Annotated in this window: 23 protein-coding genes and 2 pseudogenes; 14 read left to right on the top strand and 11 right to left on the bottom strand. The window is 70.9% G+C overall.

The window, feature by feature from the left end:
- Nucleotides 1-223: 223 nt before the first annotated feature.
- On the top strand, nucleotides 224-922 hold the full coding sequence (locus tag ACIQHQ_RS29225) for a hypothetical protein (RefSeq protein ID WP_402617256.1): 699 nt from the start codon (nucleotides 224-226) through the stop codon (nucleotides 920-922).
- Between the two features lie 295 nt (nucleotides 923-1217).
- Nucleotides 1218-1454: pseudogene (locus ACIQHQ_RS29220) on the top strand (WYL domain-containing protein); the annotation flags it as partial.
- Between the two features lie 47 nt (nucleotides 1455-1501).
- Here the strand turns inward: ACIQHQ_RS29220 and ACIQHQ_RS29215 are convergent.
- Both ACIQHQ_RS29215 and ACIQHQ_RS29210 read right to left on the bottom strand, forming a co-directional pair.
- Entirely contained in the window at nucleotides 1502-2020 is a 519-nt protein-coding gene (locus tag ACIQHQ_RS29215; RefSeq protein WP_402617253.1) for a hypothetical protein, read from the bottom strand.
- A gap of 302 nt (nucleotides 2021-2322) precedes the next feature.
- Nucleotides 2323-2802 carry an ATP-binding protein gene (locus ACIQHQ_RS29210; RefSeq protein ID WP_402617250.1) on the bottom strand — a complete coding sequence of 160 codons (480 nt, stop codon included), beginning with the start codon at nucleotides 2800-2802 and terminating at the stop codon, nucleotides 2323-2325.
- A 154-nt stretch (nucleotides 2803-2956) separates the two neighbouring features.
- Between ACIQHQ_RS29210 and ACIQHQ_RS29205 the strand changes: the two genes are divergently transcribed.
- The 4 genes from ACIQHQ_RS29205 (at nucleotide 2957) to ACIQHQ_RS29190 (ending at nucleotide 6274) form a co-directional block, all read left to right on the top strand.
- Complete coding sequence (locus ACIQHQ_RS29205) at nucleotides 2957-3334, top strand: STAS domain-containing protein (protein WP_402617247.1); 378 nt, start codon at nucleotides 2957-2959, stop codon at nucleotides 3332-3334.
- 407 nt (nucleotides 3335-3741) lie between these two features.
- A complete protein-coding gene (locus tag ACIQHQ_RS29200) occupies nucleotides 3742-3930 on the top strand; it encodes a hypothetical protein (protein WP_402617244.1) in 189 nt (62 codons plus the stop codon).
- An 85-nt stretch (nucleotides 3931-4015) separates the two neighbouring features.
- Nucleotides 4016-5482: an SGNH/GDSL hydrolase family protein gene (locus tag ACIQHQ_RS29195; protein ID WP_402617241.1), complete on the top strand. Its 1467-nt coding sequence runs from the start codon at nucleotides 4016-4018 to the stop codon at nucleotides 5480-5482.
- Between the two features lie 243 nt (nucleotides 5483-5725).
- Entirely contained in the window at nucleotides 5726-6274 is a 549-nt protein-coding gene (locus ACIQHQ_RS29190; protein WP_402617238.1) for a DUF1062 domain-containing protein, read from the top strand.
- Nucleotides 6275-6574: 300 nt separating this feature from the next.
- Here ACIQHQ_RS29190 and ACIQHQ_RS29185 read toward each other — a convergent pair whose 3' ends face one another.
- The 3 genes from ACIQHQ_RS29185 to ACIQHQ_RS29175 all read right to left on the bottom strand — a co-directional run bounded on the left by ACIQHQ_RS29185 (nucleotide 6575) and on the right by ACIQHQ_RS29175 (nucleotide 7669).
- On the bottom strand, nucleotides 6575-6853 hold the full coding sequence (locus ACIQHQ_RS29185; protein WP_402617236.1) for a GlsB/YeaQ/YmgE family stress response membrane protein: 279 nt from the start codon (nucleotides 6851-6853) through the stop codon (nucleotides 6575-6577).
- Nucleotides 6854-7019: 166 nt separating this feature from the next.
- The gene (locus ACIQHQ_RS29180; protein WP_402617233.1) at nucleotides 7020-7274 is read right to left on the bottom strand and encodes a hypothetical protein; all 255 of its coding nucleotides are present in this window, start codon (nucleotides 7272-7274) and stop codon (nucleotides 7020-7022) included.
- Between the two features lie 17 nt (nucleotides 7275-7291).
- A complete protein-coding gene (locus ACIQHQ_RS29175) occupies nucleotides 7292-7669 on the bottom strand; it encodes a hypothetical protein (protein WP_402617230.1) in 378 nt (125 codons plus the stop codon).
- Between the two features lie 382 nt (nucleotides 7670-8051).
- On the opposite strand from ACIQHQ_RS29175, the gene ACIQHQ_RS29170 reads away from it, so the two are divergent.
- Both ACIQHQ_RS29170 and ACIQHQ_RS29165 read left to right on the top strand, forming a co-directional pair.
- Nucleotides 8052-8957 carry an NAD-dependent protein deacetylase gene (locus ACIQHQ_RS29170; protein WP_402617227.1) on the top strand — a complete coding sequence of 302 codons (906 nt, stop codon included), beginning with the start codon at nucleotides 8052-8054 and terminating at the stop codon, nucleotides 8955-8957.
- 1329 nt (nucleotides 8958-10286) lie between these two features.
- Nucleotides 10287-11474: a type III polyketide synthase gene (locus ACIQHQ_RS29165; protein WP_402617224.1), complete on the top strand. Its 1188-nt coding sequence runs from the start codon at nucleotides 10287-10289 to the stop codon at nucleotides 11472-11474.
- Between the two features lie 72 nt (nucleotides 11475-11546).
- Here ACIQHQ_RS29165 and ACIQHQ_RS29160 read toward each other — a convergent pair whose 3' ends face one another.
- Nucleotides 11547-13706, bottom strand: a complete 2160-nt coding sequence (locus ACIQHQ_RS29160) for a SpoIIE family protein phosphatase (protein WP_402617221.1) — start codon at nucleotides 13704-13706, stop codon at nucleotides 11547-11549.
- 232 nt (nucleotides 13707-13938) lie between these two features.
- Between ACIQHQ_RS29160 and ACIQHQ_RS29155 the strand changes: the two genes are divergently transcribed.
- From ACIQHQ_RS29155 to ACIQHQ_RS29145, 3 genes are all read left to right on the top strand, one after another.
- Entirely contained in the window at nucleotides 13939-15327 is a 1389-nt protein-coding gene (locus tag ACIQHQ_RS29155; RefSeq protein ID WP_402617218.1) for a CoA transferase, read from the top strand.
- 162 nt (nucleotides 15328-15489) lie between these two features.
- Nucleotides 15490-16239, top strand: a complete 750-nt coding sequence (locus ACIQHQ_RS29150) for a YoaK family protein (protein WP_402617215.1) — start codon at nucleotides 15490-15492, stop codon at nucleotides 16237-16239.
- Nucleotides 16240-16359: 120 nt separating this feature from the next.
- Entirely contained in the window at nucleotides 16360-16893 is a 534-nt protein-coding gene (locus tag ACIQHQ_RS29145) for a GNAT family N-acetyltransferase (RefSeq protein WP_402617213.1), read from the top strand.
- 282 nt (nucleotides 16894-17175) lie between these two features.
- On the opposite strand, the gene ACIQHQ_RS29140 is transcribed toward ACIQHQ_RS29145, so the two are convergent.
- Nucleotides 17176-17775, bottom strand: coding sequence for a TetR/AcrR family transcriptional regulator (locus tag ACIQHQ_RS29140; protein WP_402617210.1), 600 nt, complete (start codon nucleotides 17773-17775; stop codon nucleotides 17176-17178).
- 150 nt (nucleotides 17776-17925) lie between these two features.
- On the opposite strand from ACIQHQ_RS29140, the gene ACIQHQ_RS29135 reads away from it, so the two are divergent.
- From ACIQHQ_RS29135 to ACIQHQ_RS29125, 3 genes are read left to right on the top strand one after another with little or no spacing between them, the layout of a single operon-like run.
- On the top strand, nucleotides 17926-18855 hold the full coding sequence (locus tag ACIQHQ_RS29135) for an NAD(P)-dependent oxidoreductase (RefSeq protein WP_402617208.1): 930 nt from the start codon (nucleotides 17926-17928) through the stop codon (nucleotides 18853-18855).
- A 37-nt stretch (nucleotides 18856-18892) separates the two neighbouring features.
- Entirely contained in the window at nucleotides 18893-19510 is a 618-nt protein-coding gene (locus tag ACIQHQ_RS29130) for a dihydrofolate reductase family protein (protein ID WP_402617206.1), read from the top strand.
- A gap of 5 nt (nucleotides 19511-19515) precedes the next feature.
- Entirely contained in the window at nucleotides 19516-20358 is an 843-nt protein-coding gene (locus ACIQHQ_RS29125) for an alpha/beta fold hydrolase (protein ID WP_402617204.1), read from the top strand.
- A 580-nt stretch (nucleotides 20359-20938) separates the two neighbouring features.
- Here the strand turns inward: ACIQHQ_RS29125 and ACIQHQ_RS29120 are convergent.
- The 4 genes and pseudogenes from ACIQHQ_RS29120 to ACIQHQ_RS29105 all read right to left on the bottom strand — a co-directional run bounded on the left by ACIQHQ_RS29120 (nucleotide 20939) and on the right by ACIQHQ_RS29105 (nucleotide 24391).
- Nucleotides 20939-21925, bottom strand: a complete 987-nt coding sequence (locus ACIQHQ_RS29120) for a BtrH N-terminal domain-containing protein (RefSeq protein WP_402617202.1) — start codon at nucleotides 21923-21925, stop codon at nucleotides 20939-20941.
- Nucleotides 21926-22015: 90 nt separating this feature from the next.
- Nucleotides 22016-22318, bottom strand: a pseudogene (locus ACIQHQ_RS29115) (carbamoyltransferase C-terminal domain-containing protein).
- 116 nt (nucleotides 22319-22434) lie between these two features.
- Nucleotides 22435-23022 carry a DinB family protein gene (locus ACIQHQ_RS29110; RefSeq protein WP_402617200.1) on the bottom strand — a complete coding sequence of 196 codons (588 nt, stop codon included), beginning with the start codon at nucleotides 23020-23022 and terminating at the stop codon, nucleotides 22435-22437.
- Between the two features lie 355 nt (nucleotides 23023-23377).
- Nucleotides 23378-24391 carry a LacI family DNA-binding transcriptional regulator gene (locus ACIQHQ_RS29105; RefSeq protein WP_402617197.1) on the bottom strand — a complete coding sequence of 338 codons (1014 nt, stop codon included), beginning with the start codon at nucleotides 24389-24391 and terminating at the stop codon, nucleotides 23378-23380.
- Nucleotides 24392-24557 lie beyond the last annotated feature (166 nt).

Below are 24557 nucleotides of genomic sequence, written 5' to 3'. Positions count from 1 at the left end.
AACTTCCGTTGACAGCCGACCCGTTGGGCACCGCACAGACAGCACCGAGGATCGTGCCGGGCAAAGAACATCGCTCGACGGGAACAACCGGCCCCCCTTGTCCGTACCATCACTACACCAAGGCATCTTGCGGCACATGCGGCGTCGCTGCCGGCCGACGAGACTCCTGCCCGAGAGCAGACGTCATCGCGGCACGGCTACAGCCCAGGAAAGGTTCACCACCATGCCCGAGACAACAATTCCCGCCACCGAACTGGCATCGCAGTACATCAACCAGGTGACCGGCGACCTTGAGACGAACGTCAAGGAACAGGAACGCATCAGTGCGGAGATCGCCGCGCTGCAGGAGCAGCTCGCCGCTCTGCAACGCGACCACACCGTACTGGTGAACGTGCAGAAGGCACTCGGTATCGCAGGGACCCAGGCCGAGCGTGCCGCCGAGCCCCAGAGGGCCGAGGTTCCTTCTCCACGGCGGAAGAAGGCCGGTGCCGCATCCGGCGGGAAGGCCAAGGCGCGTACCTCCACCGCCGCCCCGAGCAAGAGCGCCGCCGCCAAGAAGCCCTCGGCCGAAGGGGCGGGAACTGCGAAGGCGACCACGGTGAAGACGGGCACCGCCAAGACGGGCACCGCGAAGACGGGCACCGCGAAGGCGGCCCAGCCCACCCTCGTGGAGCTCATTCGGCGACACCTCGCCGACCAGAAGGAGCCCCGATCCGCCGCGGAGATCTCCACAGCGCTCAGCAAGGCACACCCCAAGCGCGACATCGCCGCCAAGGTCGTACGCGTCACGCTCGAGGGACTCGTAGCCAAGAGCCAGGCCGAACGCACCAAGCAGGGCAGGTCGGTCTTCTACAGTGCGCCGGCATCCGAGCCGACCCTTGCTCCCGAGACGCAGGCGCAGACCGACGACGCGGACCACTGACCACTGACGCCGAGCGCGGCAGCTCACCCCGGTAGCTGCCGCCGCGTCGGCCACGAACTCGGTCGGTGCCCTGCGTCATGGGCCGACCAGGCATCTCTCACACCTTCGGAGCGCCGTCGTCGTCGACGTCGGTGCACAGCAGCCTTCCAACGAAGCACGACACCCTTCGTCATGTACGTCGATACGGTTCCCGCATGTGCGCCGATCGGCTGGTCTCGCCGGGTGCCGCTGCGTCAGTGCGGCCGGCTGACCGCGGGCACCCTCGGCCGGTCACAGACGAGGTGCCCCGCACGGTCGGGTGCATCCCAAGCGGCGCGAGGACTTGCTCAGCAGCGTGGTGACCGTCCGCGTGACGGAACCCGGCCCAGACGGCTGGTTGCGGCTCGAAGTGACGTTCCAGGATCTACGCCACGCCGGGTGGGCGCTGTGGCGGCTGGGCACGGACGCGGAGGCCCTGGCCCCGGCGTCGCTGCGAACCGTGCTGTGCGACCGCGCCGCCGCGATGGCCACCCGCTACGACGACGCATCCTGAGAGCCGGTCAGCCGCAGCGGGTCCCCTGCGGTCCCAGCCGCGCCTGCTCAGTGCCCGGCAGCCGCCTTCACGAGGGCGACCGCCACACCGATCGCCGCGTCCACGAGGCCGGCCGCCACCGCCGCCAGGGCGCCGCCTCCCATGCGCAGCCCGCCCAGACATCCCCACAGGAAGAGCGAGACGACGCCGACTCCCGCCGCCGCCAGCAAGGCTGCGTCCAAGGACAGGACGTCCAGCACCGCCAGGGCGATCAGCACGGCCGGGCCCGCGGCGCAGGAGAGCAGTGGGCTGCTGACATACAGCATGCGGCGAAGCTCATGGCCGCTGGCGAGGTGGCCGTGGACGGTGCGGTGCGCCTGCTGATCGGCGACGAGCGCCGCGAGCCACAGACCCAGTGCGGTCGTCACAACCGTGGCGACCGCACCGAGGGAACCCACGTCACCGAGCGACAGACCGACCACCACGGCGATCATCGTGATGGTCGCGTAGATGCGCTCCTTCAGACGGTCCGCCAGTACACCGGCCTCCGTGCCGGAGGGCTGGTCCGCTCGCCCGTGGTCCGTCACCTGTTGCCCCTTACCTGCCCCGGGCCGCCGGTCGTGCGTCCCTGGTCGGTCGTCGCGGCACGCGCGAGTGCCGTACCCCTGTCACGGCAACCAGCATGCCCTGGGCCACAGGCCGGAACCGGCAACCCGGGCGCAGGGCGGGAGCCGTTTCGGACCGACTGTCACTGACGGGGACGGACACGGCCACACTCCTGGGCACCGCATCCCCGACCGCGGAAACCCGCCGCTGCCGCCCGTCCGGCAGCGGGATGGGGCCCGGGCTCGCGGATGCCGCCGGACGGGCGTCCCCGGATGAGGCGGTTCTAGTGCGGGTCGCCCTGGTGCGTGCCGGCAGGGTCGTCCGTCAGGGCGATGCGGGCGGTGACGCTCTTGCCGCATCGTTCCAGCCGCGCTTCGAAGCCCTGTGCGACAGCCATCACGATCTCCAGGCCGTGCCGGCCCACCCGGTCGGCGTCGGCACCCCGGGCCACCGGCAGTACCGGGTCGGAGTCCCACACGGTCACCTCGACCACATCACCATCGATGCGCAGGTTCATCAGTGCCGGGCCCGGCGCGTACTTGCAGACATTGGTCACCAGCTCGCTGACCACGAGCTGCGTGAGATCCAAGCCGCGCCGGGAGACCCTCAGCCCTCGTTCGGCCTGCCCCCTGGCCAGGAAGTCCGCGGCCAGGTGACGCGCCTGAGCGATATCGGTACCGGCCCCGTGCAGAGCCACGCTGGTCTGCCAAGCACGCCCGGCCGGGGCCGCGTCCTCACGGCCCGAGGGCTCGGGTTCCCTCATCGCTGCCTTCGCTCCCCGTACACACGCTCCGCGTACCCGGGCGAGCGCGGTCGACGCTCCGCTGCGCCCGTCGTCGGCTCCGGCCCCCGGCGGTGTTGGCCCTACGATGCAGGCAGTACCCGGTACACATTTCCGGTCTGCCAGTATCACCGACATGGCTGAGGGAGATATGACGAACCCCGAACCAGCTGAGCGGCCGGGCCGGCTGTCGGCCGTCTCCACCACCATGGAAGGCATCCGCGTCCTGACGCTCACCGGAGAGATCGATCACCACACCGGCAACCGGTTCCAGCAGGCTCTGTTCTTCTCCGATGCCGCGTGCCCTCGCGTCGTGGTCGACATGAGCGGTGTCACCTTCATGGACTCCACCGGCATCAACATCCTCATCACCGCCCACCGCATCCTGAGCGAAGCCGGCGGCTGGCTGCGTCTGACCGCAGCCGGCGGGAGCGTGAAGCGCACGATGCACATCGTCGGCCTCGACACCATCCTCGACTGCCGCGAAACCCTCCACGAGGCTCTCAGCACCTGAGGGCCGCCGAAGGCCCGAGCCGATCGCACGCACCGGGTCACCTCGCGCCGCGGCCGCTCACCACGGCAGCGCGATGTTTCTGCAGGCGGTCGGTATGCATGCGCCGACGCCAGGGAATTCCACACGGGCGCGGACCCGCGGACCCTCCCGCCCTCCGCCTCGCATCCTCTGCATCATCGCACGTCGCAGGCATCTTGACCTCGACGAGCAAGCAGCCCTACATTCCCCAGGCAGTTCGCACACGTGTCATCCATCTTCCTATGTGAACGTCTGCGTCTCCCTTCACCACCGCACTTCCCTGCAAGGATTCGCCTGGTTCCCGAAACATCCGGCGGACGGGAACCCGGTCGAGACCGACCGGTCAGCGTGACGATGTCGTGAAACGCCGAAGACGACGAGGAGTTCGCATGGACGACGATGCCGGGCATCATCGCCGCCACCGGTTCCAGCGACGCCACCATGAACGGCCCATGGGCCCCTGCACCGCGGACAACGGCAACCGCACCGGCACGACGCACCGCATCGACACCGCCGGGCGGCACATGCCGAGTTTCTGGTTGGTCCTCAACAAGATCGTCACCACACAGGCGGTCTGAAGCACAGCCACCTCGATCCCCCGGAGAGCGTGCGGACGGCCTGACCGGTTCGAGACACATGCCCACAGACGGAGGTATGTCGTTCATGAAACGAGGATCAGCTCTGGTGCGTGCCATCGTCACCCCGGCCGTGGCGGCCGTCGGTCCCTTCGCCTCCGCGGCGGCGGGTGCGGCGCACGACGAAGCGACCCACCCGTCCGGCTACCCCACCCCGACGACGAAGGGCGCTCACTGGGTCACCACATGGACCGCCATGCCCCAACCGACCGAGCCCTCCGACATGCCGCCCGCTCCCTTCACCCGAGGCAACCGCGTCTTCGCGGACACCACACTGCGCCAGACGGTGCGCGTGTCCGTCGGCGGCCGGTACACGCGGATACGTTTGTCCAACGCGTTCGGAGGTACGGACCTGCCCGTCACCGCCGCCTCGGTGGCACAACCGGCGGACGGCAAGGCGGGCGTCAGCGCCGTCGTGCCCGGCAGTACGCGTCCGGTGACGTTCGGCGGGCGTGCGGGCATCGACATTCCGAAGGGCGCGCAGGCGGTCAGCGACCCGCTGGACCTCGAGGTCCGGCCGGGGAGCAATCTGACCGTCACGCTCTACCTGGCCGACGGCCAGGCATCCAGCCCCATCACCTCACACCCGGGCTCGAGAACGACCTCCTACATGCTGTCCGGTGACCACCTCGGCGACAGCGACCTGCCCGGCGCCACCCCGGTCGATCACTGGTACTTCCTCAGCGGTGTCGAGGCATGGTCCACCCGCACCACCGCCGCGGCCGTGCTGCTGGGTGACTCGCTCACCGACGGACGCGGATCCACCACCAACATGAACGACCGGTGGCCCGACCAACTCCTCGACCGGCTCCAGTCGCGGCCTGCCACCTCCGACATCGCCATCCTCAACCAAGCGGCCGGAGGCAACCGGGTCCTCCACGACGGCTTGGGCCCCAACGCGCTGGCCCGCCTGGACCGTGACGTCCTCGCCCAGAGCGGCGTCAGCTGGCTCCTGGTCTTCCAAGGGATCAACGACATCCCCGGCGGAACCTCTAAGTCGTCGGCGAAGCAGGTCACGGCCGACCTCGTCAACGCCTACCAGCAGATCATCACCCGAGCACACGCCCAGGGCATCCGCGTCTACGGAGCGACGCTCACCCCCTTCGGGGGGAACGGCTACGACGACCCTGCCGGGCTCCACGAGTCCTCCCGGCAGGCGGTCAACGCATGGATCCGCACCAGCGGCCGATTCGACGCCGTCATCGACTTCGACCAGGCGGTCCGCGATCCCCGGGATCCCCGCCGGCTCTCCCCCGCCTACGACGTCGGCGACCATCTTCACCTCAACCCCGCCGGCTACCGGGCCCTTGCCGGCGCCGTCCCCACCGAGCTCTTCCGGCAGACTGCTGCCCCACCCGACGTCACTTGGCCGAGCACGCAGCAGCGACAGGGCCGTGGCGGACGCGCCGGGACTGACGGCGTTGCTGGGGAGCCCGGCGGCGATGTGGTCCGCGGCGGCGGCCCGGGCCAGGGCGGAGACGGGCCGCCTCGGTGACGAGGGGTGAGTCCCACCTTGACCCCGCCGACCGGAGTGCCCGCTCCCCCGGGCCGTGAGGCGTTCGAAAAGCGGTGGAACGCGCGGCCGTGCGCCACTACCGTGCTGGGCACCGAGTCGTCTGGGCAAGGACGTGCCGTTGTACACCCTGTGAGACCTCCCAAGCGCTGATGTGTCGCGCGTCGCGCCTGCGCGCCGCGCTGCTTTTTGCTGCGGACTTCTCACTGGAACCGGTGTACTTCTGTGCTCGATACCTGGGTGGTCGCGCCCACCTGCCTGCCGCTCGTCATCCGCCGCTGCCACGCGTGCGCGTCGGAGCGATTCCGGGCAGACGGCGCGTTCCGCGTCAACGCGAACCACAAACTCATCGACGCCTGGCTCCTCGCGCTCTGTACCTCTTGCGAGGCAACGGCAAAGCTCACCGTCCTGGAGCGGACGCGTGTGCGATCCGTACGACCCGAGCTGCTGGACCGGCTGCACGGCAACGACCCCGTCCTGGCAGCCGAGTTGCTCCAGGACCCGGCCGTGCGGCGCCGCAACCGCATCGCCCTCGACTGGGACAACGCCTGGCGTCTGGACACCGGCGGATCGGACCATCGGGACCGCGAGGTGGCGGAGGTCGCGGTCCGCTTCGCGGCACGGATTCCTGTCCGGCCGGTGCGGCTCATCGCACAAGGATGCGGTCTTTCACGTGCCGGAACCGAGAGGTTGATCGGGGAAGGGAAGCTCGTCTCGGCAGTCCGGCTGCGCGGCAAGATCTCCGACGACTTCACCTTCACGCTCAAGCGCTGAGCGCTCCTCAGGGCAGGGCCTGCCCGGCGGGCTTCGCCGGGCAGGCCCCTGCTGTCGTCCCCGGCACCTTCGTCAGGGGGATCGCTTCGCGCTGCATGATCAGCTCATGCAGCATGCTGCTTCCTTCCGTGACCAGACCCCTTGGTCCGGTCACACCACGAACTCGGCATCGAGATCCGCCCAACCCATTTCCGAACGGGCGGGAACCGCAGAACGCGCGGCCCGACACGTCAGGGCGGCTCCGTCCCCTCTGCCGGGGAAGGAGCCGCCCAGGTGTCCGGAGGCGTACGCCTCAACGGGTCATGCGTGACGGTGCGAGTGCCGGTTGCCGGTGACGAGACGGTAGATGGCGAGCAGGATCAGGGAGCCGACGACCGCGGCGATCCAGGTGGAAAGGTGGAAGAACCCGTCGATGGAGTCGACACCGAAGATCACCTTGCCGAGCCAACCACCGAGCAGACCGCCGGCGATGCCGATGAGCATGGTGATGATGATGCCGCCCGGGTCCTTGCCCGGCATCAGGGCCTTGGCGATTGCGCCGGCGAGCAGCCCGATGATGATCCAAGCAATGATGCCCATGGTGCGTCTCCGCTTCGTCGTATAAAGGATGTGTTAGTTCATCGGGTGCGCCGATTCCGCCCGAACAAACATCTCCTCCCGGTGTCGGCTCCGTGGGGCTGGGAGCCGAGCGGTGGAACGGGCGGCACGAGCAGCCTGGTTGATCGTCCCTCCGCCGCTGTTGCCCTCAGTGCGCTCCGCCGCCGAGGATCGCACCGCGGTCGCTTTCGACCTTCATGGTCTGGATGTTCGCGTTGCGGGCGGTCACCGCCTCGAGGCCGGCGCGGATGCGTTCCTGCTCATCGCGGCTCCCGAAGGACGTCCCGGCAGCGACGACGTACCGCACCGGGACGGCGATGCCGTCCAGCACGGGGCCCAGCTCGCTCTCGTGGGAGAGCCGGCCGAGTTCGCAACTGCCGCTCGCCTGCTCTGCGGCGGTCATGCGGGGGTGCAGGCCCGTCAGGCGCAGCAGGGGCCCCAGTCGCCGGAACTGCGTGCGGATCCGCCGTTCCATGGCCTCGTCGAGCCCAGCCAGTCGCAGGGGAACGCGCCGTCGGCCAGGACCGCTCCCACGGGGTGATCCGGGTTGCGGCCGGCCCAGTGCGCGGCGACGACCGCTCCGTAGCCGGACGGCCGCCTCGAAGGAGTGGTCCGCCGAGCGCTTCGATGTGGCGCGGGCTCGCTCGTCGTAGGTGATGTGCGCCCTCCCGCTCCCGGTTCGGCGAGGGTGCGCCGCCGGTACCCGTGGGTGGCGAACCGGCCCTTGAGGTAGGCCACGGCGATACCGGGACCGCCCGTGTCGGTGACGGCCAGAGCCGTGTCGTTGCCCGGCACCATGCCGGTCCGAGTCGCCTTGTGCCCCGGTCGCCGGGGGCGGCACCGACCGAGAGGTCACCCTGCTCGATGCGCAGCGCGACGACGCCGTGCGGGGGTCGGCCCCGTGAACGGCTTCGGGCGTGCGCAGGGTCGCCCTTCGCCCTTGTGGGGGCTGATCAGGGCGGGGCCACTCAGGCGGCCGACGCGGGTGTCGCCGGCGAGCGAGGTGAGGTGGGCGCTGTCGGTCGCGTCGAGCTCGACCGCCCCCTGCGCGGCTTCGAAGGTGACGTCGCCGAGTCGTCCGACGCCTCGGAGTTCGGCGGCGGCGACCGCGGCCGCCACGTGGGTGCGCCGCCCCGGTCTGCGGCAGCCGTATCGGGCTGCCGTTCCGTACCCTGACCGCATGCGCATGCGTCCCACCCTGAGCTGGACCCCGGCCGAGGATCTGCCGCCTGGCACCACGGATCTGGAGCCGGTCGTCGATGCGCTGAGCACCGGCGGTGTGCTGGTGCTCAGCGGAGCGGGGATCTCGACGGAGTCGGGCATCCCCGACTACCGGGGCGAGGGCGGGAGCCTCAGTCGGCACACGCCGATGACCTACCAGGACTTCACCGCCGACCCCCAGGCCCGGCGCCGGTACTGGGCGCGCAGCCACCTCGGCTGGCGCAGCTTCGGCCGGGCCCTCCCCAACGCCGGGCACCGGGCTGTGGCCGCCTTCGGACGACAGGGTCTGCTCTCGGGTGTCATCACCCAGAACGTGGACGGCCTGCACCAGGCCGCCGGCAGCGAGGACGTCGTGGAACTCCACGGAACCCTGGCCAGGGTCGTCTGCCTTTCCTGCGGCGCCTTCAGCGCGCGCCGTGAACTCGCCCGGCGGCTGGAGGAGGCCAATCCGGGGTTCGAGCCCGTGGCCGCCGGAATCAATCCGGACGGTGACGCGGACCTCACCGACGAACAGGTCGGAGGCTTTCGCGTGGTGCCCTGCGTGATATGCGGCGGCATCCTGAAACCGGACGTCGTGTTCTTCGGCGAAACCGTTCCGCCGCAGCGCGTCGAGCACTGCCGCGAGCTGGTTCGTACGGCGGCTTCGCTGCTGGTCCTGGGCTCCTCGCTGACGGTGATGTCGGGGCTCCGCTTCGTCCGTCAGGCAGCGCAGGCCGGGAAGCCTGTGCTGATCATCAACCGGGACCAGACCCGAGGTGACCGGCACTCCCTCACGAGGGTTTCGCTTCCGCTCGGAGCGGCCCTCACCACCGTGGCAGACCGGCTCGGTATTCCGGTCGACGGCCGGGCGGAGCAGAGACCGTGACCGGGGAGGGATTCCCCGACCTTCGGTGAGGAACGGGAGAAGAATGCGCTTCGACCTCACCGTCACGGGCGCGGTGGTTTCGGATGCACCCGGCGTCCCCGGCCCTGGACGAGGCGTCCTCCTCCGCTGTCGGAGTGTGTGAACCGGCCGTTGGCCACGTGTCGGCTTCCCCCCCCGGTACCTCCCTCCGCTCGCGCCGGTCGCAGGACGTCCTCGGCAAAGGCACCCAGGGCCCAGGCCGCCGTGTACTCCTCGGCGTCCAGGGATGCGGCGCACCCGCTGCTCGGCGGTGGTGTGCGCCTCGTGGAACGGGCGCGGACCGGTCTGTGCCATCCTCATGACCTGATGCCTGCGATGGGCGGCGCCCAGCAGCCAGGCCACCCGGGTGCGGTCACCGGTGTCCGCCACAGCCCAGACCAGGGCCTCCGGCCCCGCCCCCGGACCGGTCCCCAGCTGTCCCCGATCGCCTGCTGCCGCGCCAGGTCTCCTGCAGCGGGGCCGGGGCCCCTCCGCTTCGCCGTGCCGCACCGCCACAAGCCCCGTGCGCCGCCGGGCCCAGGTGCGGGCCCATGTGGCTCCGCTCGCCTCGGCCTCGGCGACGTACACGTCCCGAGCCGCCGAGGCCCACGCACGCGTACCGAAGAACGCCTCGGCCATCGCCCCACAGCATCGTCGCCGTATACGCGTCACCGGCCTGCCCGAGCGCACGGAACCGGTCGCGCGCCCCGGCCGACGGCGCGCTGCCGACCGGGTCACCTCGAACAGGCATGGCGGACGAGGAACCCGAACCACGGCTTGCGCGACCCCGACGTGCGCCGCGTCCAGGCGGCGGCGCCCACCACGCTGAGGCTGCGTGCGCTCCCTCGATGTACGTCACCGGCGCCGCCGCGCGCCGTCCGGCAAATCCCGGGCCACCGCAGGGCATTCGGCCGGGAAGATCTCAGCGGCGGAGTTGTCGCCCTGGCAGAGCGCGATCCGCCTTGGCGGGACGTACGGCCTCGGCCACCGGAACCGTGCCGGTGAGGTCCTGGCAGCCACGGTCAAGGACAAGGATCGGATCCCGGGTCACCGCTCGATCGAACAGCCCCCGCCTGTCCGCCACTTCCGCTGAAGCGGGAACCCATGTCGCCGTGAGGCGTGTCACACCCCCCAAGATGCGCCTAAGTTGTCTGCATCACAGCGGAAATGTCCATTTGGCGTGCATGCTCGAATCGGATGCCGACGCCTCAAATGAGGCCCATCGTCGTCTTCTTGGGCGCGAAGCTCCAAAGTGACCCATGGCACAACACTCGTGGCATTCCCCCTCTCCCCCTCGGAAGGTGCAGCATCATGGCCGCTTACCTCTGCCCCCCTGCCGTGATACACGGCGAGCACGCCGTGAGGACCAGCCAGATCGTGGCGGAGGTGAGCGACCGGCATCCGCAAGCGGCGTGGGCGCCGCGGATCGACGGCATCGCCGCCAGTACCGGCATCGAGACCCGCGGCTGGATGCTGCCGCTGGAGGCCGCCGTCGCATCCGGCAAGGGCAACGGACTGCAGGCTGTCGGCGTGCAGACGGCCCAACAGGCTTTGACCCGCGACGGGTTCAGCCGGCAGGACGTGGACCGCGTGATCGCCGCCCTCGAGACCGTACCCGCACCGCAGACCGTCCAGGAGCGCACGGCGCCGGCCTGGGAGGCCGTGCAGTCCTACGGTGAGCGTGCGGCGCGTGGGGCCCTGCAGATCGCCGGACTGGACGCCGCGGACGTCGACTGCCTGATCACCAGTCACTCCACGACCCCGGCGCTTCCCGGCCTGGACATAGCCCTGGCCAACAAGCTTCCGCTCCGCGACGACGTGATGCTGCTGCCGGCCACACAGTGGGCCTGCATAGCGGGGACCCGTTCCCTGGCGCTGGCGGCGGATCTCGTGGCCGCCGACCCCGACCGGGTGGTCCTGGTCGTCATAGCGGAGGCGCTCAGTACGACCTACCAGCCCGCGGACGACACCCTCGAGTCCCTGATCGTCCGGTTGTTGTTCGCGGACACCGCGGTCGCAGCGGTGGTCACGGGCCGCCCGAGGCCCGAGTCGGTGCTGCGGCTGGACGCCGCCTGGCACCACACCCTGCCCGGCACCCAGGACCTGCACCGCCTTGAGACGCGGGCGGACGGCACCCACTTCGTGATGGACCGGCGCGGGCCGCGCGCCGTACAGCAAACCGTCACCGCGATGTGGGAGTGGCTGCGCGTCCGGTACCAGGACGACCCCACCTCCTGGCACCCCGACGTACTGCTCGCGCACCCCGGCGGAACCCGCGTGCTGGAGTACATGGAGCAGACGATGCCCGACGCGTGGCCGTCGGGACTGCTGGACTACAGCCGGGACAGCTACACCAGTGGCAACCGCGGGGGCGCCGCCGTGTTCGACATTCTGCGGCGGGCGCATGACGCCGGGCAGCAGAAGCCGGGCCACCGCGCCGTTCTGTACGCGGCCGCCCCGGGTCTCACCGCCACGGCCCTGGACGCAGTGTGGCTGTAGCGCGAGGCCAACCCGCCGGGACCGGCCCATCGGCCGCCCACGTCACCGCGCGGTCACCGGCGCGCAGCCGCGTCACCTCGCGACTTCCGCCCAGACCACCTTCCCGGTGTCCGTCCACCGCACCCCCCACCGGGTCGTGAGCCGGTGCACGATGCTCAGGCCACGGCCACCGTCGGCGAGCAGGTCGACCCGCCTCACACGCGGTCTCCCGTTGCCGGTGTCACCGACCTCGCACAGCAGACCGTGACCGGACCTGATCAGCCGGACCGTGACGGGACCGGCGGCGTAGCGCACCGCGTTCGTGACCAGCTCGCTGACCAGCAGCATCACGCTGTACCGGGTGTCGTCCCGGGTGCGCCACTGCCTGAGCAGGGCGGAGACCTGCGCGCGGGCACGGGCGGGGGCGTCGCTGCGGGCGGGCAGTCGCCAGGTCGCCGTGTCCTCTTTGCGGTAGCCGATCATCCGAGCGAGCAGCAGGCTCACATCGTCACGCTGGCGCACGGGGGCCACCGCCGAGACGATGTGCCGTGCGGCCTGTTGCAGGGCGTCCCAGGGATGCACCACGGACACGGCGCCCGCGAGCCTGCCGATGCCCTCGTCGATCGACAGCGCGGGGTCCTCCACCAGACCGTCGGTGTACAGGGCGAGCAGGGAGCCCGGCGGCGCGGCGAACGTGTACACGTCGAACGGCTCGCGCAGCGCGAACTCGGCGCCCAGACCGGGGTGAGGGCGGACCGGGAGGGGGCCCGCGTGCCCGTCCGGGGAGACCAGAACCGGGGGGAGGTGGCCGGCGCTGGACAGCGCCACGTCATGCCTGACCGGGTCGTAGAGGACGATGCAGCAGGTCGACCCGAGGGCGCTGTAGCCGGCCGCCAGTCCGGAGTCCGCGTCGTCCAGCATCGACACGGTCTCGTCCAGGTGCTCCAGTACCTCGTCGGGTGCGAGCCCCGCGGACAGCAGCGCGCGGGCCTCCATACTCAGCTGGCCCATGGTCGCCGCGGCTCCCAGGCCATGCCCGACGACGTCACCGACCACCAGCGCGGTACGGCCGTCGGGCAGGGGGAAGCTGTTCACCCAGTCGCCGCCGACTCCCGCACTGTCGGGGGTGGCGGGCTGGTAGACGCTGGCGATCTCGACGGTGGCGCCGCCCGTCCGCGGCAGGAGCCTGCGCTGCAACGCCAGCACCTGCGTGTGCTCGCGCTGGTGCTGACGAGCCAGGTCGACGTGATGGGCGGTCCTGGCCACCAGTTCCTGCAGGTCGAACAGCTCGCTGTCGCGGAAGGGACAGTGGGCCCGGCGCCAGACCTCCGCCACGCCCAGTACGACGGGCGGAGTGCCGTCCAGGACCAGTGGTATGCACGCCACACCCGCCGTCCGGTCGCTGGGCACCAGGGCACGCGCGACGCGTGGACTGCCGAAGACCCGCTCGACCGCCTCCCGGTCGGGTACGACGATGGTCTGCGGGGCATCGTCCCGCAGTACCGCCTGCGTCAGCAGGCGACTCGCTTCGCCGGGCAGGTCGTCGCCCGGGGTCGTGTAACCCTCGGGCCATGCACGGTCCGGCACCAGGGCCGCCCGCCGCAGTCGGATGCGCCCCTGCCCCCTGCCGGACACTCCCTCGCCCGTCCAGACGGCGAAGTCGAGGTCGACGGCGGCGACGTCTCCCCAGGCCAGCAGGGACTCCGCCAGGGACTGCGCGGTCTCCCCGATGTCCAGCGACGTGCCGATGGCGGTCTCGGCGGCGTAGAGGTGCAGCCGCCTGGCCATGGCGATCAGGGAGACGGTCAGGCCCTCCTCCGGCGCCGCGGCGGGCAGGATGCTCATCGAGACCACGAGCTCCGAACCGTCACCGCGCCGCAGGCGCTGGATGCGGGCGACGTGCGCCTCTCCGCTCTCCAGAACCTGCCGCAACCGCCGTGTGACCGTCGGTACGTCGCCAGGAGGCAGGAGATCGACGAACGGTTTCCCGGCCCCCGCCTCCAGCCCCCTGAACACGGGAGCATCCAAGTTGCAGCGGGTGATGTGCAGGTCCGTGTCCAGGTTGACGGCGCCGAGAATCTGCTCCTGACGACTCGCCGCCGGGTCGTCGGGGACCCGTGCGCCCGGGGGGCGGTCGCCCCGTGCGTCGGCAGAACCGGCCGGTGTCGCTCCACCGCGCGGGATGTAGCGCCCCAGGGCGCGGCTGACCAGGTCGAACGCCGAGGAGGACGAGGGCGAGGGTGTGGAGTCCATACGGCTCTCTCAGCAATCCCCGGCACGGTGCCGGGGCGGTGTGCGGACCCGTGCTACGGGGCCCCGAGATCCCTGACCGCACATCTCATTGAATAACACGGGGGCCGTTTCGACCACACCCGGCCTTGTGACGGCGAACGCGAGGAACGAGGCAAAACCACGCTCGATGAGGCTGGATCCGCCGCCGCCCGGCACCCTTCCCCCTCCTGACACTCAGTGCCATAGTGTGGCGGTGACCTCTTCTCTCTCCGCCGGTACCTCGCAGGCCTGGTCGGCACTGGGTGCCGATGCGGCGTTGCTCGGCCGGGTGGCGTATGGCGGCCGGTCCGGAGGGCTGCCGGCCCGGCTGCCGGTGATGGAGCTGGCGCGGGCCACCGTCGCGGTGTGTTCGCTCGCGGCCGCCGAGCTCGGCTCCGCCCGCACCGGGCGCCCTGTGCCGCGGGTGAGAGTCGATGACGAGTCGGTCGCCACGGCCTTCCTCAGCGACCGGCTGGTGCGGGTCGACGGGCGGGCCTGGTCGAGCTTCGCGCCGCTGTCGCGGTTCTGGCGGACGGCGGACGGCTGGGTCCGTACGCACGCCAACTACCCGCACCACCGGGCCCGGCTGCTCGCCGCTCTCGGGCTGCCGGGGGACACCGGCGGCGAGGCGGTCGACGCGGTGGCCGAAGTGCTCGCCGGGCGAACCGCCCTGGAGGTGGAGGCGACCGTGTACACGGCGGGCGGCCTGGCCGTCGCGGTGCGCGGCCCCGAGGAGTGGGCCAGGGGCGAGCAGGGCGTCCTCATCGCGGCGCGGCCCCTGCTCTCGACGGCACGCATCGGCGACGGACCGGGTCGGGTGCGCGGCGGCGCCCCGCTGCCGTGTTCGGGGCTGCGCGTCCTGGATCTGACCCGGGTGCTCGCCGGGCCGGTCGCCACCCGGACGCTCGCACTGCTCGGTGCGGACGTGCTGCGGATCGACGCCCCGCAGCTGCCGGAGAGTCAGGAGGCCCACAACGACACGGGGATGGGGAAGCGCTCGGCCACCGTCAACCTGGCCGATACCGGCGCGCGCCGCGTCTTCGAGGAACTGCTCGACCAGGCGGACGTGGTGGTCACCGGGTACCGGCCGGGTGCGCTGGACCGGTTCGGACTGACGCCCGAGGCGCTCGCCGGCCGCCGGCCGGGACTGGTGATCGCCCAGTTGTCGGCGTGGGGCTCTTTCGGGCCGTGGCAGGAGCGGCGCGGCTTCGACAGCCTGGTCCAGGCGGCCACCGGCATCGCGGAGCTGGAGGGCTCACCGGACTCGCCGGGAGCGCTGCCCGCCCAGGCGCTCGACCACGGCACCGGATATCTGCTGGCGGCCGGGGTGCTGCGCGCGCTCACCGAGCAGCACCGCACAGGTGGTACCCGCGTGGTCCGCCTGGCCCTCGCCCGGACCGCGCACTGGCTCGTGAACGACCTGGCCCCCGCTCCGGGCGAGGACGGCGGCTTCGACGCCGGGCGATGGCTGACCGAGACGGACAGCCCCATGGGCCGGTTGCGGCACGCGCTGCCTCCCGTGTCGTACGAGGGAGGCCCGGCGAACTGGGCACGCCCGCCGGGGCCGTGGGGCACGGACGCCCCGGTGTGGGGCGGCACCTGACGTCCCGCGGCCGTCGCGGCCTCGCCACGACGGCCGCGGGACGTCGGACGGCCATCTCACCGCCTCCGCGCCGGGCTGCCCCGGTAGCCCGGCCGTAGCCATCGGCCGCGTGTCCTGGCCGCCGTGCGCCGGTGGGATGTCGGTGCTGCTCACACTGGCCCCATGTCCGATGCGTCCCCGGTGCTCGCGACCGATGTCCGGCGGGTGGCCGTCATGACCGTGCTCACCGTGCTGGCGGGGGCTGTCGACGCCGTGAGCTTCCTGACCATGGGGAAGGTGTTCTGCGCGCTGGCGACCGGCAACGTGCTCTTCCTGTCCTTCGCCCTGGCCGGGGAGGGTGTTGTGCCGGTGGCGCGGCCCGCCACCGCGATCGGCGCCTTCGTGGCCGGGGCGGCCGTCGGGGGCGCGGTCCTCAAGTGGCTCGCGGAGCGCGGGCGGCCGTGGTTCCCGCTCGGGCTCGTCTGCGAGGCCGTGCTGCTGGTGTGCGCCGGGGCACTGGCCCTGGCGGAGCACGGCACCGGGCCCGTCCCCGCCCACCACGACCGCGGAGTTGTCGCACTGGTCGCGCTGGCGATGGGAGTACGTGCGTCGACCGCTCTGCGCGTCCATGTGCCGGGCATGCCGACGCTGCTGAGCCAGACAGCCATCGCCGGGCTCATCAACGACGTGCTGAGCCGCCCGGGGGCGGCACTGCGGGGGATGACGGCGAAGCAACGGCAAGCCAGGACGCGGTGGACGGCCACGGTGGGTGGGATCTTCACCGGTGGTGTGCTCGGCGCGCTGCTGCTGGTGCCGCTGGGCACGGGGCGGGCGCTGCTCGTCATCGCCGCGGCGGTTCTGCTCCTGGCGGCGGTGGGCAGGGTCGCACCACCACCACGCGAAGCGGAAGCGGCCCCGGAGAGCACACCCTAGGGGCCCGGAGGAGTACCGCACCCACCCGGGCCGGCTGCTCGGGCGGCGGCCGGGGTCATCGGCCTCCTGTGCGCGGGGGCCGCAGTTCGCCATCCCGGGGCCGCCCGGCAGGATGGGGCCATGACCGAAATCCGCACACCCCGTCTTGTCCTGCGCCGATGGCTCGACGACGACCTCGTCCCCCTGTCCGAGATCCATGCCGATCCCGTGGTGATGCAGGGCATCGGCGACGGCAGGCCGCGCTCGCTGGACCAGACCGCCGAGGACATCGAGACCTGGGAGGAGGAGTGGGACGAGGAAGGGTTCGGGATGTTCGCTGTCGAACTCCTGGGCTCAGGTGAGCTGGCCGGCGCCGTGGGTCTGTCGGTGGCCGACGCTCCGGCCGAGATCGCCGGCCAGGTGGTGATCAGCTGGCGGCTCGGGCGAGTGTTCTGGGGTCAGGGATACGCCTCCGAAGCGGCGCACGCCACGCTGGAGTTCGCCGTGCAGGACCGCGGCCTGGATCGCGTGGCCGCCGTGTGCCGAGCGGGCGACAGAGCTTCCGCGAACGTCCTCGACAAACTCGGCATGGAGGCGGAGGGAACCGCACAGCACCCGGTCCACGGCCACGACCTCACGGTCTACGGCATCGACCTCACCCAGTACCAGGTGTAGCGCCCGGCGCGCCCGGTGCCGGAGGGTGACGGTCACCGGTCGTACCGGCCGTCGTTCCCCACTGCGGCTGACCGCTCACCAGCCACCCCCGGCCGAGGACGGCGCATCACGTCGGCCATGCCGGTCCGGCGGTCGCGCTCGACCATGGACGAGCGTCGGCCGTCGGGGAGGGAGTACTGGAGGACATCGGAGTTCACGGTGCCGTACGTGGTTCCCGGGCGGTTCTCGAGCCCGGCGGCGAATTCCCGCAGGAACTCCTTCTCACCGGCCGAGGCCGCCCGGTCAGCCGTTCTGCTTCCGCACGGCCGCGTCGAGGAGGGGGCCGAGTTCGCGGGCCACGGTCGTCAGGGCCCGGACGTCCCGCTCGGCCCGGGCGATAAGGATCGCCCCCTCCAGGCTGCTGATCATGAGGGTGGCGAGGGCACCTGCCCGTTCCCCGGGCACACCCATGTCCCTCAGGGCTTGGGCGACCGCGCCGGTCCAGGTGGTGAAGGCGGCGGATGCCGCCTGTCGTGTGGAGGGAACCGACTCCGCGCAGTCGACCGTGGCGGCCGCCACCGGGCAGCCGCCCGCGAAGCCGGCGGCCTCGTACTCGTCGGTCCACTGACGCACCATCGCGGCGAACAGCGCGCTCGGCGTCGGCGAAGGCAGTGCGGCCAGGTAGCGGGCGACCCGGCCGGCCGCGTATCCGCCCGCCCAGCCCACCGCCTCGTCGACCAGCTGGGACTTGCCGCCGGGAAAGTAGTGCTGGAGCGAGCCACGTGGCGCTGCGGCGTCGACGGCGACCTGGCGCATGCCGGTGGAGGCGACACCTTCCCGCCGGATGAGCTGGGCCGCGCTGAAGACCATCCGCTCGCGCGGTCCCCGTTCGCCCTTCCCCATCGTCGACCTCCAGCACTTGCGCCGCACGGATTTCCCGAGCTCTACTCTATGACCGTCGTCATAGCGGCGGCTACTATGACCGCTGTCATAGTCGAGGGTGACAGCGGTGGCTCCGCCCTGCGGCGCGGCAGCCGGAGAAGGCGGTGCGTCATGTACGTCGGTTTCATCGGTCTGGGGGTCATGGGCCGGCCCATGGCACTGAATCTCGCTCGCGCCGGCACCCGGCTCGTGATCTGGAACCGCACCCCCGAGCGATGCGAATCGCTGCGTGCCGCGGGCGCCGAGGTCGCGCCGAGCAGCGCCGAGGTCTTCGAGCGGGCGGCCACGGTGTTCCTCATGCTGGCCGACGAGGCGGCCGTGGACACGGTGCTGGGGCGCGGCACCCCGGACTTCGCCGTGCGGGTCGCCGGTCGCACCGTCGTCCACATGGGCACGACCTCGGCCGAGTACTCCAGCAGCCTCCAGGAGGACATCCGGGCCGCGGGCGGGCGTTACGTCGAAGCTCCGGTCTCCGGAAGCCGCGTCCCGGCCGAGCGGGGCGAGCTGGTGGGGATGCTGGCGGGCGACGACGACGCCGTGGCGGCCGTACGGCCGCTGCTGGCCCCCGTGTGCCGGGACGCGTTCGTGTGCGGGGCCGTCCCGGGCGCGCTGCTGCTGAAGTTCTCGGTGAACCTGTTCCTGATCACCGTGGTCACGGGCCTCGCCGAGGCGTTCCACTTCGCCGAGCGGCACGGGCTCGATCAGCGCCTTCTGCGAGATGTCCTGGACGCCGGTCCCATGGCCAGTGCCGTCTCCCGGGGCAAGGCGCCGAAACTGCTGGAGCGTGACTTCTCCGTCCAGGCAGCCACCGCGGACGTCCTGAAGAACAACCGCCTGATCGCCGAGGCCGCCCGCAGGACCGGCCTCGCCTCCCCGCTCCTCGACGTGTGCCACGCCCTCTACGCCGAGGCCGTACAGCAGGGCCACGGCGGCGAGGACATGGTGGCCGTCGTGCACGCCCTGGAGGCCCGGTCCGCCGGCACGCCCGTTCCGGCGCACCGGACCGCCGGCACGCCCGCTCAACAGTCGCTGAGCAGATGAGCGATGAGTTCGCGCGGCGGATCGAGTCTGCCCCGGTATGACGCGCATCATCGCTGACATCTCGGTCTCCCTCGACGGATTCGTCACCGGCCCCGACCCCGGCCCGGACAACGGTCTGGGCACCGGTGGCGAGGCCCTGCACACGTGGGCGTTCTCCGACGACCCCGAGGACCGCCGGCTCCTGCGCGAGGGGACGGCCCGCTCGGGCGCCGTCGTCCTCGGGCGCCGGCTCTTCGAGGTGGTCGACGGGCCGCACGGCTGGGACGACACGTCCGGCTACGGCGCCGGCGAGGTCGGCAAGCCCGCCTTCGTCGTCGTGACGAGCGCGCCGCCGGAGTCGGTGCGGCTCACCGACCTCGACTGGACGTTCGTCACCACCGGACTGGCCGACGCCGTCGCCACCGCGCGTGAGCGGGCGGAGGCGGCGTCGACGGCCGGCGGCCAGGACCTCGACGTGATTCTCATGGGCGGCGGTGCCACGGTCGGCTCGGCGCTCGACGCCGGGCTGGCCGACGTGCTGTCGCTGCACCTCGCACCCGTCGTGCTGGGCGCCGGGACGCCGCTGTTCACCGGTGGAGCGCCGCGCACGCTGGTGCAGCGGAGCGTGACCTCGACATCGACCGTGACGCACCTGATCTACGACGTCCTCCGGTGATCCGCATGACCACTGTCGACGTCAACGGAATAACCCTGGGTGTCGAGTCGTTCGGAAACGACGACGCGCCGCTCGTCCTGCTCGCGGGCGGGACGACGATGCTCTCCTGGCCCGACGCACTGTGCGAACGCCTCGCCGCCGGCGGACGCCGTGTGGTGCGCTACGACCTGCGCGACAGCGGGGAGTCGACGACGGCCCATCCGCAGGAGCCCGCCTACACCCTGCGCGACCTCGCCGCCGACGCGGCGGCCCTCGCCGACGCGCTCGGCGGGAGGCCCGCGCACCTCGCGGGGATCGGCGTCGGCGGGATGGTCGCGCAGGTGGCCGTGCTCGACCATCCGGGCGCGTTCTCGGCGCTGACCCTGGTCGGCACCCGTGCGGTTGCTCCGGGCCCGCCCGACGACGACCTCCCCGACCATGACGGGGCGACGATGAGCCGGTTGTTCGCGCGTCCGATGCCCGACTGGACGGACCGCGAGGCGGTGGCGGAGTTCGCCGCCGCCGGGGCGGAGATCCTCGGCGACGACCCCGCCGCAGCGCGCGCGATCGCCGCACGCGTCTGGGACCGCACACCCGGCACCGCCGCCCCGGTCCAGACGGCCAATCAGATGGGCATGGTGTTCTCCCGGCTCGACTGCGCACCCCGCTGGCGTGAGCGTCTGCCCGGGATCACCGTCCCCACGCTCGTCGTCCACGGACGTGGCAACCGGTTCTTCCCCGTCGGCAACGGTGAGGCGATCGCGCGCGAGATCCCCGGGGCGCGGCTGCTCATCCTCGAGGAGGCCGCCACCGCGATCCCCCCTACGCGGGTCGGCGAGGTCGCCGAGGCGATGCTCATCACCGGCTAGCCAGGCGCTCGCATCCCGAACAGGAAATCGGTCACACGCTCCCGGCTCACCAGCAGTTCGTACGCCGCCGGCGTCAGGAGGGGGGAGATCGTCACCAGCGCCGCGTACTCGACGGCGATCGGCCCATGACGAAGTAGGCGACGGCGACGGCGACGGCGACGGCGACGGCGAGACAACCGTAGACCCGGCGGCGCCGCGCTCGCGTCGATGTCGTCACAGGTTGCCGCGGTGGCGATCGGCGGGGACGGTCGAGAGGCCGGGGACGGCGACCACCAGACACCAGCCGGCCGCCCGAACAGGGCACGCGAGACAACGTCGCCGCGCAGCCGCGGGGCTCAGGTCCGGATCAGCGGCCCGCCCCTCTCCCGCTACTTCCGCGGCGAGACCGTGGCGACCCCTCCAGCGCACCAGCCCGACGCCGAGCCCGCTCGGCGAGGGTGGCCGGCGAGGCGGGCAGTAAGCCGGCGCTCTTCAGCCGGCAATCGCGGCTTCGTCTTCGCCACCAGGAAGTCGAGTTCACTGATGAGGTCCGTCTCATCCCGCGGCAACCCTCGCAACGGCGTTCCGGTTCCGCCCGGGGTCAGCGCGACAGTTCCATGAGGCGCTGCATCAGGCGCTGCTCCTTCTCGGCGGTTTCGTGCACGATTTCCGACGCACTGTGGAGGGATTCCCGTGACGACGCGACGCCCGCCTCGTGCAGAAGCCCGGCCACCTCGGTCCATTTCTCCGACACCTCACGGTAGGACTCCGAGACCTCCTGGTACGCGCCGACCCCGGTGATGCCGGCGGTCTCCGCCAGGAAGTCCGCCCACATGGTGCGGAACAGGCCCCCGCCGGTTCCCGCGTCCTCCATGATCGTGCAGATCTCGGGAAGGCTGTCGGCGGGCGATTCGAGGTCGTCGAGCCACCGCGGCATCAGGTCGGCGGCTTTGTGCATGCCCTTGTAACCGAAGTTCGAGATCGGCGGGTTGAGGAAATTCTCCGCCGCCGCCTTGATGCCCTGGCGGGCCGCCTCCCCCATATCGGGAAGCCCGCCCTTGGGAAGATCGAGGATGAAGGCACGGTTACGGGAACTCATCGGACCGCGGGCGTTTCGTGCGGTCGCGAGGGACTCGTCGGTGGCCCATCGCAGGCCGAGCGGTTGAGTCTCGACCAGAGCAAAGCGATCGTCGTCGTACCCGACACAGGCGACGTAGTGGGCCGCGAACCGGAAGTCGTCGGTGGAGTAGTCGAGGAAGTAGCGGTCGAGCTTGAGACCGACAACGGTTCCGGCATCAAGCTCGGCCAGCAGATGTTCCCTCGCCCGCTTCGCCGACGACGTCTCGTGAACGGACAGTCGCAGGTTCAGGGCATTCGCGAGATTCTCGGACAGCATGTCGGGTTTGATACGGCCACCGACGAACGGCGTCGGCATCTGCTTCGTCCGCCAGTAGATGAACGACAAGCCACCGGCGAGCCCGAAGATGAGCGGCTCCGACAAGTCCACCTCTCGCTGCCGCAGCAAATTCACGAGAGTGGTCGACTCGCAATGGTTACCGACGTACGGATCTGCTTCTAATAACGGCACCTGGTCTCGTCTCCCTTCCCTCGCGTCGAGCGTAGCGCAACCCCCTGAAGTACGATTGCGGACGCCCGAATCAGGGAGGCGTTCGCTCGCTCAGATTCGCGAGACCAGGAAGTTGCCGAGGAACAGATGATCCCTCTCCGTCTTGAGGAAGCAGGACAGAGCGTCCGCGGGTGAGCGGACGATGGGTTCATCGCCCACATGGAACTAGGCGTTGATCAAACAGGGAATCCCGGTCAGCTCGGTGAACTCACGCAGCAGCCGGGCGAACAGGGGATTGCTCTGCTCGGTGACCGTCCGGTTCCGCGAGGTGCCGTCGACGTAGCAGGCGCCCTGGATCATGTCCTGGTACTCGGGGCGCACCGGAACCACGAAGTCATGTGGAGGGCGTCTCACCTGGTGAGTTTCGCGAGCTTCTTGTAGCAGGTCAGGGCAGCGGCCAAGCCTTCGAGAGAGCAACACTCACGGTCGGCATCATGCCGCTCGAACATCACGTCACGTGGCACAGTCTTCTATGCCTTGACCGATGCGGCCGATCTGGCGGCCTGCTCGATCTTCGCGCAGTAGGCGTCGCGGGCTTCCTCATCGATCTGCCTCTCGTGTTCGGGCCGCATCCCGGTTCGGCCATCGACGTCTTCGCGCAGGATGTCGGCGTGCCCGGCATGCCGGTTGGTCTCGCCGAGGACGTGGACCAGGATGGCGAACAGGTTCGTGTGGGAATGAGGCTCCGGCCACCACGGCACGTGGCCGGGGGCGTCGAGGGGAAGCTCGTTGATCGTCGCGTCTGAGTGTTCCCACGTGCGCCGGTAGGACTCGATGATCTGATCGCGGGTCTCGTCCGCAGTCGCCCACAGATCGCTGCCGTCATGGTCCTGCCACCGAGGCAGCGGTTTTGGGGAAGGGCGGTCGAAGACCTCGCCGAAGTACCTGGCCTCGACGCTGGCCACGTGTTTGACCAGGCCGAGGAGGTTGGTCCCGGTCGCTGTCAGTGGTCGGCGGGCGTCGTATTCGGACAAGCCGTCCAGCTTCCAGAGCAGCGCCTCGCGGTCCCGCCGCAGTCTCCCGTGCAGGGTGTCCTTGGCTGCGAATTCATCGATCATGCGGCATGAGCCTGCCATGGACTACTCACGGCGGGAAGGGGACTGGTCCCGACGCACCAGGCCCAGGACGGTGGCGGGGGACGGCGCTGGACGCCCGGAGGGAAGTGCGGGAAGCGCGCGCATCTCACGCATTCCCCCTTCCACTCCTGAACCGCCACCGGCGTGGCAGACTCCGGCCACCCCTGGCGCACCGGGAACGGCCTGTGCGCCAGGCCGAGGACGTCACCTCTCCTTCGGGAGCCGTCTGGATCCCGGAATCGGTCACGGCGGGATGATCGTCGCGGGTCGTGACCAGCCGTTCGCCATCGCCGCCCGCGGCTCGGAAACCGCCTCAAGGATGTGTTGTGCAGGTCGGTCAGGCGCTGGAACGGATGACCAGACGCGCGGGAAGGATCAACGGTGTGGGGTCCTGTCCGTTGATGATCGAGACGAGCATGCGCGCCATCTCCCGCCCGAGAGCCGTGATGGGCTGGTGGACGGTGGTGAGGGGCGGATCGGCGACCTGGGCGACGGCCAGGTCGTCGAAGCCCACCACGGCGATGTCGGCGGGCACCGCCCTTCCGGCCGCACGCAACGCGCGCAGGGCCCCCGCCGCCATGTTGTCGTTGGCGGCGAAGACCCCGTCCACGTCGGGGTGGTTCGCCAGCAGGGCGGTCATGGCGGCGGCGCCGCTGGGCTCGGTGAAGTCCCCCTCGTGCGGCGGCAACGGATCGAGGCCGGCCGCCAGCAAGGCGTCCTGATAGCCGCGGTACCGCGCGCGTCCGGCCTCGGTGTCCAGGCGTCCGCAGATCGCCGCCACTCGAGTGCGGCCGCACGACACCAGGTATTCGGTCGCCTCGCGTGCTCCGCCGACGTTGTCGACGTCCACGTACCACCGGGGAGCCGAACCGACCGGCCGTCCTCCGAACACGACGGGCATCTCCGTCTCCTCGGCCATACGGGCCAGCGGATCGCCCTCGCGCAGCGCCATCAACATGACGCCGTCGGCGCCCTTGGACCGGAGGATCTCCTCCACGCGCTTGCGGCCCCGGTCGGAAGCGGCCAGACACAGCATCAGATGCAGCTCGGCCTCTTCCAGAGCCTGCGAAGCCCCCACGATCACCTGAGCGAAGAACGGGTCGGCGAAGATCGACGGATCCTCCCCCGAGACGACCAGGGCGGCCGCTCCCGTCTGACGCGTGGCCAACGCACGTGCGGTCGGATTGGGCACGTAGCCGAGTTGCCGGACAGCCCGTTCGACCGCCTCGCGTTTGTAACGGCTGACATGTGGAGCCTTGTTGAGGGCGCGGGAGGCCACGGACAGCGAGACACCAGCGCGTTCGGCCACTTCTCGGAGCGTCGGCTGCCGACGCGCCGCACGTTCTGCCATGGACCACGACCCTTTCCTCACGATCGGACGGGAAGCGTCTCATTGCGGCCCGCGGCAGTGCCACCCGCCGGGGTCCGTGTCGCCCACTGACTGGAAGCGTTTCCAGTTTTGCCAGGGTTCTCTTCTCGCCAAGCACATCGGCTTCTGCAACGACCCTTGACAGCTC

Source organism: Streptomyces sp. NPDC092370, from assembly GCF_044755265.1.
Taxonomy (GTDB): Bacteria; Actinomycetota; Actinomycetes; order Streptomycetales; family Streptomycetaceae; genus Streptomyces.
Note: the sequence above shows the minus strand (reverse complement) of the source record. Positions and strands in the feature narration are given on the sequence as shown.

Bases quoted from the DNA above. Each gene is read 5' to 3' on its own strand.
- ACIQHQ_RS29150 (WP_402617215.1), top strand. From the start codon at position 15,490: ATGTCCGATGCGTCCCCGGTGCTCGCGACCGATGTCCGGCGGGTGGCC.
- ACIQHQ_RS29130 (WP_402617206.1), top strand. From the start codon at position 18,893: ATGACGCGCATCATCGCTGACATCTCGGTCTCCCTCGACGGATTCGTC.
- ACIQHQ_RS29140 (WP_402617210.1), bottom strand. From the start codon at position 17,775: ATGGGGAAGGGCGAACGGGGACCGCGCGAGCGGATGGTCTTCAGCGCG.
- ACIQHQ_RS29210 (WP_402617250.1), bottom strand. From the start codon at position 2,802: ATGAGGGAACCCGAGCCCTCGGGCCGTGAGGACGCGGCCCCGGCCGGG.
- ACIQHQ_RS29110 (WP_402617200.1), bottom strand. From the start codon at position 23,022: ATGATCGATGAATTCGCAGCCAAGGACACCCTGCACGGGAGACTGCGG.
- ACIQHQ_RS29200 (WP_402617244.1), top strand. From the start codon at position 3,742: ATGGACGACGATGCCGGGCATCATCGCCGCCACCGGTTCCAGCGACGC.
- ACIQHQ_RS29180 (WP_402617233.1), bottom strand. From the start codon at position 7,274: ATGACCGCCGCAGAGCAGGCGAGCGGCAGTTGCGAACTCGGCCGGCTC.
- ACIQHQ_RS29125 (WP_402617204.1), top strand. From the start codon at position 19,516: ATGACCACTGTCGACGTCAACGGAATAACCCTGGGTGTCGAGTCGTTC.
- ACIQHQ_RS29175 (WP_402617230.1), bottom strand. From the start codon at position 7,669: ATGGTGCCGGGCAACGACACGGCTCTGGCCGTCACCGACACGGGCGGT.
- ACIQHQ_RS29135 (WP_402617208.1), top strand. From the start codon at position 17,926: ATGTACGTCGGTTTCATCGGTCTGGGGGTCATGGGCCGGCCCATGGCA.
- ACIQHQ_RS29195 (WP_402617241.1), top strand. From the start codon at position 4,016: ATGAAACGAGGATCAGCTCTGGTGCGTGCCATCGTCACCCCGGCCGTG.
- ACIQHQ_RS29170 (WP_402617227.1), top strand. From the start codon at position 8,052: ATGCGCATGCGTCCCACCCTGAGCTGGACCCCGGCCGAGGATCTGCCG.
- ACIQHQ_RS29160 (WP_402617221.1), bottom strand. From the start codon at position 13,706: ATGGACTCCACACCCTCGCCCTCGTCCTCCTCGGCGTTCGACCTGGTC.
- ACIQHQ_RS29205 (WP_402617247.1), top strand. From the start codon at position 2,957: ATGGCTGAGGGAGATATGACGAACCCCGAACCAGCTGAGCGGCCGGGC.
- ACIQHQ_RS29145 (WP_402617213.1), top strand. From the start codon at position 16,360: ATGACCGAAATCCGCACACCCCGTCTTGTCCTGCGCCGATGGCTCGAC.
- ACIQHQ_RS29165 (WP_402617224.1), top strand. From the start codon at position 10,287: ATGGCCGCTTACCTCTGCCCCCCTGCCGTGATACACGGCGAGCACGCC.
- ACIQHQ_RS29225 (WP_402617256.1), top strand. From the start codon at position 224: ATGCCCGAGACAACAATTCCCGCCACCGAACTGGCATCGCAGTACATC.
- ACIQHQ_RS29185 (WP_402617236.1), bottom strand. From the start codon at position 6,853: ATGGGCATCATTGCTTGGATCATCATCGGGCTGCTCGCCGGCGCAATC.
- ACIQHQ_RS29105 (WP_402617197.1), bottom strand. From the start codon at position 24,391: ATGGCAGAACGTGCGGCGCGTCGGCAGCCGACGCTCCGAGAAGTGGCC.